The organism is Arthrobacter sp. StoSoilB19 (genome assembly GCF_019977275.1).
Classification (GTDB): Bacteria; Actinomycetota; Actinomycetes; order Actinomycetales; family Micrococcaceae; genus Arthrobacter.
Genome location: NZ_AP024650.1, coordinates 1,609,837 through 1,623,084 on the forward strand (window position 1 = coordinate 1,609,837; position 13,248 = coordinate 1,623,084).

Here is a 13,248-nt window from a genome sequence, read left to right on the forward strand (position 1 = left end):
CTGCGGCGCTGGGCGCCTTGAACTACTTCTTCTCCCACAAAGGATCCTTCACCATGAGTCCCACCGGATCGAATACGGCTGCGGCCCGGACCGCCCGCATGGAGCGTGCCACCAGCGAGTCCTCCGTGCTCGTGGAGATCAACCTCGATGGAACCGGCGTATCGGACATCGATACCTCCGTGCCGTTCTACGACCACATGCTCACGGCCCTGTGCAAGCACTCCCTGATCGACATGACGGTCAAGGCCACGGGTGACACCCACATCGACGTCCACCACACTGTTGAGGACGTGGCCATCACCTTCGGCGAGGTCCTGCGGACCGCCCTCGGGAACAAGGCCGGGATCCGCCGGTTCGGTGAGGCCACCGTTCCGCTGGACGAAGCGCTTGCGAACGCTGTGGTGGACGTGTCCGGACGCCCGTACCTGGTGCACGGGGGCGAGCCGGCCGGGCAGGAGTACCATCTGATCGGCGGCCACTTCACCGGTTCCCTGACCCGCCACGTCTTCGAAGCCATCACACTGCACGCCGGCATCTGCCTGCACATGAACGTGCTGGCCGGACGGGACCCGCACCACATCGTCGAGGCACAGTTCAAGGCCTTCGCCCGCGCCCTCCGCGCCGCCGTCGAACCCGATCCCCGGGTTGAAGGCATCCCCTCCACCAAGGGGGCGCTGTGAGCGGCCAGGTCCTCAAAGACGGCGCGATCATCGATCCGTCAGCATCAGGCAAGCTGCCTTCACCCGAGGGCAAACCCACGGTCACCGTGCTCGATTACGGTTCCGGGAACGTCAGGTCCGCAGTCCGGGCACTGGAACGTGCCGGCGCGGAAGTAGTCCTGAGCGCCAAGCCCGAGGATGTACTGAACGCGGACGGCCTGGTGGTTCCGGGCGTAGGTGCGTTCGAGACCGTCATGCGCGAACTCAAGGCCGTGGACGGCATCAGGCTGATCGGCAGGCGGGTGGCAGGCGGACGCCCCGTGCTTGGAATCTGCGTGGGCCTCCAGGTCCTTTTTGAAGCCGGAGTGGAACACGGCACCGAAGCCGAAGGCATTGGCGAATGGCCCGGCAAGGTAGAGGCCCTCCCCGCGGAGGTGGTTCCGCACATGGGCTGGAACACGGTCAAGGTGCCGGAAGGCTCGAAACTCTTTGCCGGGGTCGAAAACGAACGCTTCTACTTCGTGCACTCATACGGCGTGCAGGAATGGAACTTCGACGTCATCCAGCCACGGATGGCGCCGCCCCTGGTCACCTGGTCCGAACACGGCGGCCCCTTCATCGCCGCCGTCGAGAACGGCCCCCTCTGCGCCACCCAGTTCCACCCCGAAAAGTCCGGCGACGCCGGTGCGCGGCTCCTGCGCAACTGGGTGGAAGGCCTGCGGAAACCGGCCGGCGGTCAGTCCGCTGCAGCACCGGCGGACGCCGGCAGTGACGCCTAGATGTGGTCGGTACTCCTGATGGGCCTCGCCGGCATCCTCATCGGTGGCGGCATCTCATTCCGGCAGCAGCGCAAGCCACTCTGGACTCAGGTGGCGTTCCACGTTCTGGCCGCCATGTCACTGGTGGCGGCCTACCTGCTGACCCTGCCGGCAAACTGACCACAGCCCACAGCGCGAGGGCCGCCAACTTCACCCCAACAGCATCGCGGACCCAGCGCCCTGCTTTCCGCACCGAAATCGACACCGAGGATGAGTATGACCACCGCACATGACCTGCCGGTACTTGAACTGCTGCCAGCCGTCGACGTCGTCAACGGCCAGGCCGTCCGGCTGGTCCAGGGCGAGGCGGGCAGTGAAACCAGCTACGGCACCCCCCTTGAAGCTGCGCTGAACTGGCAGCAGCAAGGCGCCGAATGGGTGCACCTGGTGGACCTGGACGCCGCCTTCGGCCGCGGCTCCAACGCAGACCTGCTCCGGGAAGTCGTGGGCCGGCTGGACATCAAGGTGGAGCTCTCCGGAGGCCTCCGCGACGACGAAACACTGGAAGCCGCCCTTGACCTGGGCGTGGCCCGGGTCAACCTGGGAACGGCTGCACTGGAGAACCCGGAGTGGACCCGCCGGGCCATCGAACGCTTTGGCGACAAAATCGCCGTGGGCCTCGACGTCCGCGGAACAACCCTCGCCGGCCGCGGCTGGACCAAGGAAGGCGGGGACCTCTGGGAGGTCCTTGGCCGTCTCGAAGAGGCCGGCTGCTCCCGCTACGTCGTGACCGACGTGACCAAGGACGGCACTCTGCAGGGCCCCAACGTCGAACTCCTCCGCCAGATGGTGGAAAAGACCGGCAAGCCGGTTGTGGCTTCCGGCGGCATCTCCAGCCTGGACGACCTGAAGGTCCTCCGGTCCCTGGTCCCGCTGGGCGTGGAAGGCGCGATTGTGGGCAAGGCCCTGTACGCCGGAGCCTTCACGCTGCCCGAAGCCCTCGACGTCGCCGGCCGGCGCTGACCCGGCGGACATCGACCCCATGCCTAACGTCGAGGAGCCAGGGCGGCAGCCAGCACGCCAGCTGCCCGGACATATCGCGGCAGCCCTGTCCGGCGCTGGTGGCGCCACGGATTCGGCGGGCCAGCCATGGGCAGGACGCAGCCTGGCCGGTGACGACGGCAGGATCCACAACTTCGAGGACGACGACGGAACGGCCGACGCCGGCTACCTCGCCGCCCTGGACGCGCTCCGGCAAGGGGCAGGCGATGAAGCACGCGTCGTGGCCGCCCTGGCAACGGCCCGGGTCTTCATTCCGATTGTGGCGCAGCTGGCTGAAGAGTCGGAAACAGCCCACGGACTGCACGCTGACAAGCAGGCGGACATGGCGCTGGTAACGCTGAAGGCGGCCGACGGCAGGACTGCCCTCCCCGCCTTCACCTCGGCCGCCGCGCTGACCGCCTGGCATCCCCAGGCCCGGCCCGTCGCCGTGTACGCCGCGCGGGCTGCCCTCTCGGCAGTCGCCGAAGGCGCCGAGCTCCTGGTCCTGGACCCGGGCGCCGACGTGACGTTCGTGGTGCGCCGTCCGGGGGTCTGGGCACTGGCAAAGCAGCACGACTGGACCCCCTCCTACAACGACCCCCAGCTGGCCGATGAAATGGCGCGCGCAGCCTCCGGGTTCGCCGCCATCCGCAGCATTGGGCTTATGCCGGGCAGGGGAGTGGCTTCCAGTGCTGCCGATGGCGCAGTAGTCCCTGGCGGGGGTGCCGGGCCGGAACTTCAGGTGGTGCTGTACCTTGAGGACGGCCTGGACGCCGCCGGTGTCCAGAAACTGGTGGCCAACCTCCAGGCGGAGTGGTCGCGGAATGTATTGTTTGGGGAGCGCGTCGACTCCTTGGAAATCAAACTGAGGCGCGCTCCCGACTAGACGCAGCCGGATGGGTGATCCCCGCCAGTGCTGCGGCATACCCTGAAGGACCGTTTCGTGAATTTCGCTCTCTACCGGGAGTTGCTCGCCGTCCGGCCAATCCGCCGGCTGCTGCTGGTTGGCATGATCGCCCGCATCCCGCACTCAGCGGCCGGGGTGCTCCTGACCCTGCACATCGTCCTCACCCTTGGCCAGGGCTATGCCGCGGCCGGTGCCGCCGCAGCGGTCATGACCATCGGTATTGCCCTGGGCGCCCCGTGGCGCGGCAGGCGCGTTGACACCGTAGGGTTGCGGACCGCACTCATCCCGTCCGTGATCTCGGAGACGCTGATCTGGTCTGTGGTGCCGCACGTGTCCTACCAGTGGCTCCTCCCACTGGTCTTCGTGGGCGGCCTGCTCACGCTGCCAATTTTCAGCGTGGTCCGGCAGTCCCTGGGCGTCCTGGCGGAGGGCGACCAGCGCCGCACCGCGTTCGCCCTGGACGCCATCACCACCGAAATGGTGTTCATGATCGGGCCGGCCGCCGGCGCCGTGGTGGCCACCAGTGGATTCACCGTTGCCGGGTTGACCGTGGTGGGCGTGGCCACGTCCCTGGCAGGGCTGTCCCTCATGTGGTTCAACCCGCCCACCCGCAGTCCGGCGCAAACCGCCGAATGCGCCGGGGATGAGCAACATGCCGCGGAAGCCGCCGTGGTCGCCACCGCTCCGGCCCACGTCCAGGAAGCCGCCGCGGAACTGTCACCGGCCGGGACGGCCGGCCGTGCGGCAGAGGGACTGCGCGGAAGGCTGGCGGGCGGCTTCGCGTGGTTCACCGCAACGGTCGCGGCACTCTTTGCTGTTGCCGCCGGCGCCGGCATGGTCCTGAGCGGCACCGACGTTGGCATCGTTGCGGCGCTGGAAACCGGAGGGCGCCAGAGCGAGATCGGCATCGTGTTCGTCTTCTGGTGCGCCGCCTCGGTGGTGGGCGGACTCATCTACGGCGCCATGCACCGGCCCATCCCGCCTGTCATCCTGCTGCTGGGAATGGCGGCGCTGACGCTGCCCATGGCCTTCGCCCACGACACCTGGACGCTGGCACTGGTTTCCATCCTGCCCGGCCTGCTCTGCGCTCCCGTCCTCTCCGCAGCCTCCGAAAAGGTCGCGGACCTGGTGTCGGAGGAACGGCGCGGGGAGGCGATGGGCTGGTACGGCTCAGCCCTGACCGCCGGTGTTGCCCTCGGCTCGCCGCTGGCCGGCATCTTCATCGACCTCATGGGACCGTCCGGGGGTTTCGTTTCGGTTGGCGCCGCCGGCGTCGTGCTGTGCCTGGTGGGCCTGGCCCTCCAGCAGCGCCGCCGAAAAGCCGCCGCCTGATATTTCCGTCCGCCGCGCTGAACGGCAGGTACGGAGTGGCCGGTCAAGCCCCGGGTGCTTTGCCTGGAAACGACGACGGCGGGACGACCTTGAAAGGCCGTCCCGCCGTCGGACGCTGCTTGGGTGGGTTCTTCCTTAGTTCACTGCGCCGGTGTACTTTTCGCCCGGGCCCTTGCCCGGTGCATCCGGAATCAGCGACTCTTCACGGAACGCCAGCTGGAGGGACCGCAGCCCATCGCGCAACGGTCCGGCGTGCTGCGAGCCGATTTCGGGGGCAGCTGCCGTCACCAGACCGGCCAGGGCGGTGATCAGCTTCCGGGCCTCGTCCAGGTCCTTCAGCTCGGCCGCGTTGTCTTCTGCGGCCAGGCCAAGCTTTACCGCGGCTGCGCTCATGAGGTGCACGGCGGCCGTGGTGATGACCTCGATGGCGGGGACTTCCGAGATGTCCCGGATCTGTTGTGAAACGTCTGCGCCTGCGTCACCGGGCTCGAAGACGTACGAATTACTGTCTGAGGTGCTCATACTGGTAAGCTTGACACAGACCGACTGGATGTCGTTATTTCAGAGATTGTCCCAAACGATCAGGTTCCCAACAGCGCTTTTGCGGCGTTGACGGGAATTTTTTCTGTAGAATGGCTTCCAGTTTGCAAGCGGAGTTCTCTCCCACCCGCGTCAGCCGCTGTCCCAGGCGTTCCTTTGGAACCTGCAGGGGACGTAAGGTTGCCGGGTATCTGGTTGGGCATGGACCGGCACACGCCGGGACTGTGTGCGTGCAGCCCTGACGGGGTTGCCGAGCCAACCTATCTGAGGCCTTCGATTGCTCCGGCAATTGGGGGCCTTCTCTATTTGCCGGACTCAACAACAAACACAGGAGCTTTAACATTAGCGAGCCAAGAATCAATGAGCGTATCCGCGTCCCCGAGGTGCGGCTGGTCGGCCCTGCAGGTGAACAGGTAGGAATCGTCCGTATTGAGGATGCCCTGCGACTGGCTGCCGAGTCCGACCTTGATCTCGTTGAAGTTGCACCTCAGGCGAAGCCTCCGGTGTGCAAGCTGATGGACTTCGGCAAGTACAAGTACGAGGCCGCGGTCAAGGCACGTGAGGCCCGGAAGAACCAGACGAACACTGTTCTGAAGGAAATCCGTTTCCGGTTGAAGATCGACACCCACGACTACGAGACCAAGCGCGGCCACGCCCTGCGCTTCCTCGGTGCCGGGGACAAGGTCAAGGCCATGATCCAGTTCCGTGGCCGTGAGCAGCAGCGTCCGGAGATGGGCATCCGCCTGCTCCAGCGCTTCGCGGACGACGTCGCCGAAGTTGGCGTGGTGGAGTCCAGCCCCCGCATTGACGGCCGCAACATGGTCATGGTGGTTGGGCCGCTGAAGAACAAGGCTGAAGCCAAGGCTGAGGCACGGCGCGCCACGCAGCGGGCCGAGGCCAAGGCCCAGAACGAAGCCAAGGCTTCCGGACGCGTTGACACGTCCGGCGAGGACCAGGCCCCCTTGACGCAGTCACTGGCGGACCTGCTGCCCGAAGGTTTCACCGTCTCCACGGAGCCGGAGGCTGTAGCCGAGGACAACGCCCCCGCCGAGGCGCCCGCTGTTGCGGCACCTGAGCAGGAAGCTCCGAAGCAGGAAGCCCCCAAGGCTGCTGCGCCGAAGCAGGAAGCTCCGAAGCAGGAAGCCCCCAAGGCTGCTGCGCCGAAGCAGGAAGCTCCGAAGCAGGAAGCCCCCAAGGCTGCTGCGCCGAAGGCCGCTCCGGCTCCCAGGCCTGCAGCTGCCGCCAAGCCGGAAGCCGCCGCGCCGGCGGCACCGAAACCGGCCGCTGTGCCTGCACCACCCAAGCCGGTGGCCAGGCCTGCTGCGCCGAAGCCTGCTGCGCGCCCTGCCCCCAAGGCAGCGCCGAAGCCGGCCGGCAAGAAGACCAACTAGTTCACAGCTGCCGGGGTACGCCTCCGGCAGTCAGCAACCAGCATGCTGCCCGCAGGGGTGGCTGCGCGATAGAACTGCGGCCCCCGGGCCTGCAGAAACGTAAGGAGATCGGTTCCCATGCCGAAGATGAAGACCCACAGTGGTGCTAAGAAGCGCTTCAAGCTGACCGGCAGCGGCAAGCTGCGCCGCCAGCAGGCCAACCGCCGCCACTACCTGGAGCACAAGTCCTCCCGCCTGACCCGCCGCCTTGCCGGCGACCGGATCGTCTTCAAGGGCGACGCCAAGGTCATCCGGAAGATGCTCGGCATCTAATTTCCAAGTTCTATGAGGGGCCGCCGCCTGGCGGTCCGTCACCTGCCAAACAGCATTCTCAGGCCGCCGGTTCACCGGCAGTAGATGCTTGGGATCAGATTTTCGAAGGAGTACGCACGTGGCACGTGTGAAGAGGGCGGTCAACGCCCACAAGAAGCGCCGGGTTGTTCTTGAACGCGCAAAGGGTTACCGCGGACAGCGTTCGCGCCTGTACCGCAAGGCCAAGGAGCAGCTGCTGCACTCGTTTGTGTACAGCTACGGCGACCGCAAGAAGAAGAAGGGTGACTTCCGCCGCCTGTGGATCCAGCGCATCAACGCTGCGTCCCGCGCCAACGGCCTCACCTACAACCGCCTCATCCAGGGCCTGAAGGCCGCCGAGGTCGAGGTTGACCGCCGTATGCTGGCCGAGCTTGCCGTCTCTGACGCCAACGCCTTCGCCGCGCTGGTCCAGGTGGCCAAGGACTCCCTTCCGGCAGACACCTCCGCCAAGAAGGCAGCCGCAGCCTAGGCAAGCAGCTTCCGCCCCTCGCCTGAGGGGCCCGTTCAGGAACTGGTGGCAGCAGCTACTACAGTTTTCTATATGAACGAAACCGGGCGCCCGCAAGACCTTCCACTTTCCAACCCCCGAGCTGATCGGGTCAGGGATGTGGCAAAGCTTGCAGGGCGCCCGGTCCGTTTAAAGCGCGGGCAGTTCCTGGCCGAGGGCCCGCAGGCCGTCCGTGAAGCACTCAAGCTCCACCAGCAGCGTCTTGCGGCGGGAGGTCCCGGAGTAGTGACTGAGGTCTTCGCCAGCGAAAGCTGCCTTGACCGTTTTCCCGAATTTGAAGAGCTCTCCGAGGGCACCAGCGCACGGCTGGCCACGGATGAGGTCCTGGCAGCCATGGCGGACACCGTCAACCCGCAGGGGATAGTGGCGGTCTGCAGGTTTGTGGACGTGGCTCTGGCGGACGTGCTCGACGCCGGGCCCCGCCTGATTGCCGTGCTGTGCCAGGTGCGGGACCCGGGGAACGCGGGAACGGTCCTGCGTGCGGCCGATTCCGCCGGTGCCGACGCCGTGGTGTTCACGACGTCCAGCGTGGACATCTACAACCCCAAGGCCGTCCGGTCCACCGCAGGTTCGCTGTTCCACCTTCCGGTGGTGCTGGCCGCCGATCCCGCGGAACTCGCTGCAGCCTGCAAGGCCCGCGGCATCGGCATCCTTGCCGCCGACGGCTACGGGCAGCTGGACCTTGATGTCCTGCAGGACGAGAACGCCCGGCGCCGGCTCACCGGAACAGGGCCGGAGTCTGTGTACGACCTCGCCGGTCCCACGGCCTGGTTCTTTGGGAACGAGGCGCAGGGACTCTCCGCGGAGGAGCTGGAACTGGCCGACCACCGGGTGGCCGTTCCTGTCTACGGCGCCGCCGAGAGCCTCAACCTTGGGACGGCGGCCACGGTATGCCTCTACGCCAGCGCCCGCTCCCAGCGCCGTGCGGCAGCTGCAGTGGGGCAGGAACAGGCCGGATAGGGACGCGCCACGGCCGGGAACTTCGGGGAAAGGCCAGGGACCTTCTAAAAAAAGAAAGGCCCCGGAAGTCCGGGGCCGATGGGGTGTTGGTAGACAGAGTGATCAGGGTGCGCGGGTTGCTTTTCCGCGTCCGGTGACTGCTCCGTAGATGCCGGCGACAAGCAGGCCGCCGACGATAGCGAGAATCCAGGTGCCGAGGTCGAAGAAGGCAAGATCGCCCTTGTTGAACAGGAGGCTGCCAATCCAGCCGCCAACAATGGCACCGACGACACCGAGGATGAGGCTGGTGACCCAGCCGCCGCCGACCCGTCCGGGCATAACGGCCTTAACGATGGCCCCGACTATGAGGCCCAAAATAATCCAAGCAAGAAAACCCATGTCTCCTCCTTATTGTGACCGGGATTAATAGTCCCGATGAGGCTCAAGCTAACATAAGCCCCCTGCAAAGTCAGTAGCTCGGGTGACGGCGTTGCTGCATCGTTAGGACAGCGCGGGCCCCCGTTTTCGGGGCTCCGTGCGCATAACCTCAGGCAGCCAGCGGCCTCTTGCGTTCGAGCAGGCCGCTGAGGAGCGCGACGCCGAAACCAAGGACGGCGAGGACGGCGCCGACCAGCGCCGGGGCAACAAAGCCCCACCCGAGGGCGATGACAAGGCCGCCGAGGAAGGCTCCCAGCGCGTTGGCGACGTTCAGCGCGGCATGGTTGAGGGAGGATGCCAGCGATGGGGCATCCGGCGAGGCGTCCAGCAGCCGGGTCTGCAGAGCGGGGATGAGCATGGAACCGGAAGCTCCCACCACAAACACCATGACCATGGCGCTCCACTGCCAGTGCGCCGCCACCGCATAGACCACCAGAGCCACGGCGATGGCAGGGAGGACCCGGTACAGGGTGCCCATGACGGATTTGTCAGCGAGCCTGCCGCCGACGACGTTCCCGGCCACCATGCCAAGACCGTAGAGCGCCACCACAAGGGGGATCAGGGTGGAGGGGATGCCGGCCACGGAGGTCATGGTGTGGGCGATGTAGGTATAGGTGGCGAAGAAGCCGCCGAAACCCACGATGCCCACCAGGAGTGCCAGCCATACCTGGAGCCGTTTGAGGGCCCCGAGCTCGCGCCGGATGCTCGCGTCGGAGTGGGCGTGCTGGAAGGGGACGAATTTCCACACCATGGCCAGTGCCAGCAGGCCGATGGCACCGACCAGGACAAACAGCAGGCGCCAGCCGAAGGTCTGTCCCAGCCAGGTGGCGAACGGTACTCCCACGACGTTGGAGACGCTGAGCCCGGCCATGACCATGGAGATGGCCCAACCGCGCCGTGTGGGCGGAACGAGGGAAGCCGCGATGACGGCTGCAACGCCGAAGAACGCTCCGTGCGGCAGGCCGGCGGCAAAGCGGGACACCAGCATCCAGCCATAGTCGGGGGCAACGAATGACGCCAGGTTGGCCACGGTAAAGAACAGCAGCAGCCCCAGCGCCAGTTTCTTGCGGGGGAGCCTGGCGCCGACGGCGGCCAGCAGCGGAGCGCCTACCACTACCCCCAGCGCATAGGCGGAGATCAGGTTGCCGGCCTGCGGAGTGGTAATTGCCAGGCCCTGCTCCACTTCCTTGAGCAGGCCCATCATGGTGAACTCGGTGACGCCGATGCCTACGCCGCCCATGGCCAGGGCGAAAATCGCCATGCCGATGTTGGGGGTCGTGCTGCGGGTTGCCGTGGACGGGGAAAGAACGCTGCTCATATTCCTGCTTCTTGAAACGTGGGACTCGCAAGGGACGGATGCCACGGCAGTGGGGCAGGACGGTCCGGACAGTGTGGCAAACCCCGGCTGGGCAGGACCTATTCCCGGCAGGAACTGTTCCTAAGGCGGGAATGCTGTTCCCGGACACTCCATTGTGGCCCATAGAATGACCCGGTGACTGGACTGATTCAGGTTGTGGGCGGAGCTGTGGTGGACCGGCTGGCCAATCCGGCTGCCCTGTTGGTGGCACGGCGAAGCGCGCCGGAGCACCTGGCGGGGCTGTGGGAGTTCCCCGGCGGCAAGGTGGAGGCCGGGGAGGAACCCGAAACGGCGCTGGTGAGGGAGCTGGCTGAGGAACTGGGAATCGGCGTGCGCCTGGGACTGGAACTTCATGCGGAAACACCGGCTGGCTGGCCCCTCAATGACCGGGCCAGTATGAGGGTGTGGTTCGCTGAGGTGACCCACGGCGAACCATTGCCCCTTGAAGACCATGACGAACTGCGCTGGGTGGACCTGCGGGACCGGGAAGCTGTCCTCACCTTGCCGTGGATCCCCGCCGACTATCCGATTGTCCATGCGCTGCTGGAATCCGTGGGATCGTCGCTGGGCCGGAGCCGCTAGAAAAGCGCGTCCTGCTGCGAGGGCCGGGACGAAGAAGGGACGCCCGGGGGCCCGGCATTCGTGCCGGCCGGAATGCTTCCTGCCGGGTACTGCGCTTCCTCGGCACGGGGATCGTCCAGGTCCCGGTGGCTGAAGCCGGACGAATGCGAAAACCCATGGCGTGCCTTGAAATAGCGGACCCTGCCGGCCAGCCAGGTGCGGTACTCCTTGGAGGCGTAGGAACCCGTCCCGTACAGGCGCCGGTAGCGGCCGGCCAATTCGGGGTGGTGTTTGGCAATCCACTGCATGAACCACTCCCGGGTGCCAGGTTTCAGGTAGAGGGCGCCGGCCGTAACGCCGGTGGCCCCGGCAGTGGCCAGGGAAGCGAAGAGGGAATCAAGTGCTTCGTCGCTGTCCGACAACCACGGCAGGATGGGCATGGCCATGACGCCGCATGGCAGTCCGGCCTCACGTAAGCGGGAGACGAGTTTCAGCCGGGCCCTGGGTCCTGGGGTGCCGGGTTCGATGGCCTCCGAGAGGGCCTCGTCCGTCATGGCCAGGGAAATGCCCAGCCCCACGGGCACCTGCGTGGCAGCCCTTTTGAGCAACGGGATGTCCCGCGCCAACAGCGTTCCCTTGGTGAGGATGGACAGGGGAGTGCCGGATTCCGCCAAGGCGGCAATGATGCCGGGCATGAGCCGGTACCGGCCCTCGGCCCGCTGGTAGGGGTCTGTATTGGTACCCAGCGCCACCTGCTGGCGTGTCCAGGATGCCTTGTTCAGTTCCTTGCGGAGGACCTCCGCGGCATTCACCTTCACCACCACCTGGCTGTCAAAGTCCATCCCGGCGTCGAAATCCAGGTAGGTGTGGGACTTGCGGGCGAAGCAGTAGACACAGGCATGGCTGCAGCCGCGGTAGGGATTGACGGTCCATTCGAAAGGCATCTTTGACCCTGCCGGGACCCTGTTGAGCACCGATTTGGCGGTGACCTCGTGGAACGTGATGCCGGCGAACTCGGGGGTGGTGACGGAACGCACCAGTCCTGCCAGCGGAAGCAGCGCCGGAGCAGCGGCACCCGCGGTGTCAGGCGTATCGGGTACCAGTGCCTGCGCTTCCCATCTCATGGCTCCATTCGAAAACATGTTCGAATGGAAGTCAAGGCGCCGCGCGCTGATACCAGCCGGTCGCCCAGAGGTACCGGCCGGCCGCCCAGAGGTACCGGCCGGTGGAAGGGGCGGCCTACTGCTCCAGGGCCCACGTGGCGGTCACGGCTGCCTCCACCCGGTTTGCGCCCGGTTCCACCGTCATGCCCTCCGGAGCAGAGGCCCGCTGCATGCCCGCCAGGGGAACCGGGCCCGGCGCCGGGCGCTGGTCTGTCACGGACAACACCGGTCCCAGGCGGGCGGAGGCCAACGCTGCGTACTGCCCGGCAGTGCGGAGTGCGTCGTGCCAGGCGGCTTCCCGGGCCTCAGCCCGGACGGCGGTGTCGTCCGAAAGGACCAATTGCAGGGTGTTCAGCCGGGCGGAATCCCCGGCCGCGTCGACGGCCGCGGAGATGGTGGCGGACGCGGTGGCGATGTCCCTGAGCCGGACCGTGACGCTGCTGGCAGCCACGTACCCCACGAGCTTTTGGCCCTCGCCGTCCCGCCAGGCGAGGTCGGCGCGGACGCTCATCCCCGCCGAGCGGATATCGGCCGGTGCAACACCGTGGCCGCGGAGAACCGAGCCCATCATGGCCAGGCCTTCCGCGGCCGCCGCATACGCCTCCTCCACCGATCCGGCACGGCACTCGACGCCCACCGAAACCAGCATCAGGTCAGGGGGTGCCTCCGCCCATCCCGTGCCCGTGGCGGTGACTGTTCGCGCATTCCCGTGCGCGGGGGCCTCCGGGCCCATCACGCCCGCCTCGACGCAGTGGGCGGGTAGCCGCCGGCCGCCAGCCCTGCCCGGCGCTCAAAGATGTTGCCCGTTCCCGGATTTCCGGTGCGCAGCACCGACCAGCCGGCGGCTGCCAGGTACAGGGGGATGAAGGGCAATCCGAGGCACCACGCGTACTGGGTGCAGTGCCCTTCCTCGTGTCCCAGGAGTGCGGGCCGGGACAGCAGCTCACCGGCCGTGCTCCGGCACAGCACGACGTTCCCAAGGGTGTAGGCGTGCGCGAACGGCAACCGCCAGCGGTAGCCTGCGGCTATGATCAGGCCGCGGGGGCCCCGGCTGATCTGCGTCCTGGCGGCGAGCGCGACGGCGAGCCCGGCCAGGGTGCTCCCGTTCAGGAGGTTCGCTGCCCGCCTGAGCCGTTGGGCCGTCGTCGGGCCGTGAACGGTACCCGCGCGCTGCCGCAAAGTCATGAGGCCATGGTAGCCGGAGGGTTCAACTAGACTGGAGGGCAGTGGCCGCCGGTCCTGCCGGCGAGCCCTGACCTGGTCATTGAATGACACTGACGTTCAGCGCATTCATCCATGACCT

General features: G+C 66.8%; 17 protein-coding genes. 11 read left to right on the plus strand and 6 right to left on the minus strand.

From position 1 onward, the window contains the following. The first annotated feature begins 53 nt into the window (after positions 1-53). The 6 genes from hisB to LDO86_RS07460 all read left to right on the plus strand — a co-directional run bounded on the left by hisB (position 54) and on the right by LDO86_RS07460 (position 4,697). Positions 54-680, plus strand: coding sequence for an imidazoleglycerol-phosphate dehydratase HisB (gene hisB / locus LDO86_RS07435; RefSeq protein WP_018771583.1), 627 nt, complete (start codon positions 54-56; stop codon positions 678-680). Next, a complete protein-coding gene (hisH, locus tag LDO86_RS07440; protein WP_018771582.1) occupies positions 677-1,438 on the plus strand; it encodes an imidazole glycerol phosphate synthase subunit HisH in 762 nt (253 codons plus the stop codon). Before hisB ends, hisH begins: the two co-directional genes overlap by 4 nt. Further along, complete coding sequence (locus LDO86_RS07445) at positions 1,439-1,597, plus strand: hypothetical protein (protein WP_018771581.1); 159 nt, start codon at positions 1,439-1,441, stop codon at positions 1,595-1,597. A gap of 96 nt (positions 1,598-1,693) precedes the next feature. After that, entirely contained in the window at positions 1,694-2,440 is a 747-nt protein-coding gene (priA, locus tag LDO86_RS07450) for a bifunctional 1-(5-phosphoribosyl)-5-((5-phosphoribosylamino)methylideneamino)imidazole-4-carboxamide isomerase/phosphoribosylanthranilate isomerase PriA (protein WP_018771580.1), read from the plus strand. A 19-nt stretch (positions 2,441-2,459) separates the two neighbouring features. Continuing rightward, positions 2,460-3,344: an SseB family protein gene (locus LDO86_RS07455; protein ID WP_018771579.1), complete on the plus strand. Its 885-nt coding sequence runs from the start codon at positions 2,460-2,462 to the stop codon at positions 3,342-3,344. 57 nt (positions 3,345-3,401) lie between these two features. Beyond that, complete coding sequence (locus LDO86_RS07460) at positions 3,402-4,697, plus strand: MFS transporter (RefSeq protein WP_026266115.1); 1,296 nt, start codon at positions 3,402-3,404, stop codon at positions 4,695-4,697. A 135-nt stretch (positions 4,698-4,832) separates the two neighbouring features. On the opposite strand, the gene LDO86_RS07465 is transcribed toward LDO86_RS07460, so the two are convergent. After that, a complete protein-coding gene (locus tag LDO86_RS07465) occupies positions 4,833-5,219 on the minus strand; it encodes a DUF1844 domain-containing protein (RefSeq protein ID WP_018771577.1) in 387 nt (128 codons plus the stop codon). Positions 5,220-5,620: 401 nt separating this feature from the next. Here LDO86_RS07465 and infC point away from each other — a divergent pair, with 401 nt between their 5' ends. From infC to LDO86_RS07485, 4 genes are all read left to right on the plus strand, one after another. After that, positions 5,621-6,628: a translation initiation factor IF-3 gene (gene infC, locus LDO86_RS07470; protein ID WP_018771576.1), complete on the plus strand. Its 1,008-nt coding sequence runs from the start codon at positions 5,621-5,623 to the stop codon at positions 6,626-6,628. Between the two features lie 117 nt (positions 6,629-6,745). After that, positions 6,746-6,940 carry a 50S ribosomal protein L35 gene (gene rpmI, locus LDO86_RS07475; RefSeq protein WP_018771575.1) on the plus strand — a complete coding sequence of 65 codons (195 nt, stop codon included), beginning with the start codon at positions 6,746-6,748 and terminating at the stop codon, positions 6,938-6,940. A 118-nt stretch (positions 6,941-7,058) separates the two neighbouring features. Beyond that, positions 7,059-7,448: a 50S ribosomal protein L20 gene (rplT, locus tag LDO86_RS07480; protein ID WP_018771574.1), complete on the plus strand. Its 390-nt coding sequence runs from the start codon at positions 7,059-7,061 to the stop codon at positions 7,446-7,448. Positions 7,449-7,520: 72 nt separating this feature from the next. After that, positions 7,521-8,447 (plus strand): RNA methyltransferase, encoded by a 927-nt coding sequence (locus tag LDO86_RS07485; RefSeq protein ID WP_018771573.1) that lies wholly within the window; start codon positions 7,521-7,523, stop codon positions 8,445-8,447. Positions 8,448-8,549: 102 nt separating this feature from the next. Here the strand turns inward: LDO86_RS07485 and LDO86_RS07490 are convergent, their stop codons facing one another. Together LDO86_RS07490 and LDO86_RS07495 are read right to left on the minus strand one after the other, a co-directional pair. Beyond that, a complete protein-coding gene (locus LDO86_RS07490) occupies positions 8,550-8,825 on the minus strand; it encodes a GlsB/YeaQ/YmgE family stress response membrane protein (protein WP_018771572.1) in 276 nt (91 codons plus the stop codon). A 148-nt stretch (positions 8,826-8,973) separates the two neighbouring features. After that, positions 8,974-10,182: an MFS transporter gene (locus tag LDO86_RS07495; RefSeq protein ID WP_018771571.1), complete on the minus strand. Its 1,209-nt coding sequence runs from the start codon at positions 10,180-10,182 to the stop codon at positions 8,974-8,976. Between the two features lie 174 nt (positions 10,183-10,356). On the opposite strand from LDO86_RS07495, the gene LDO86_RS07500 reads away from it, so the two are divergent. After that, positions 10,357-10,803 carry a (deoxy)nucleoside triphosphate pyrophosphohydrolase gene (locus LDO86_RS07500; protein ID WP_018771570.1) on the plus strand — a complete coding sequence of 149 codons (447 nt, stop codon included), beginning with the start codon at positions 10,357-10,359 and terminating at the stop codon, positions 10,801-10,803. Here LDO86_RS07500 and LDO86_RS07505 read toward each other — a convergent pair. The 3 genes from LDO86_RS07505 to LDO86_RS07515 all read right to left on the minus strand — a co-directional run bounded on the left by LDO86_RS07505 (position 10,800) and on the right by LDO86_RS07515 (position 13,130). Then, a complete protein-coding gene (locus tag LDO86_RS07505; RefSeq protein WP_018771569.1) occupies positions 10,800-11,906 on the minus strand; it encodes an Rv2578c family radical SAM protein in 1,107 nt (368 codons plus the stop codon). The two genes, LDO86_RS07500 and LDO86_RS07505, sit on opposite strands and share 4 nt — an antisense overlap. A 115-nt stretch (positions 11,907-12,021) precedes the next feature. Beyond that, positions 12,022-12,678, minus strand: a complete 657-nt coding sequence (locus LDO86_RS07510; protein WP_018771568.1) for an SIMPL domain-containing protein — start codon at positions 12,676-12,678, stop codon at positions 12,022-12,024. Further along, entirely contained in the window at positions 12,678-13,130 is a 453-nt protein-coding gene (locus tag LDO86_RS07515) for a hypothetical protein (RefSeq protein WP_018771567.1), read from the minus strand. Before LDO86_RS07515 ends, LDO86_RS07510 begins: the two co-directional genes overlap by 1 nt. Between the last annotated feature and the right edge of the window lie 118 nt (positions 13,131-13,248).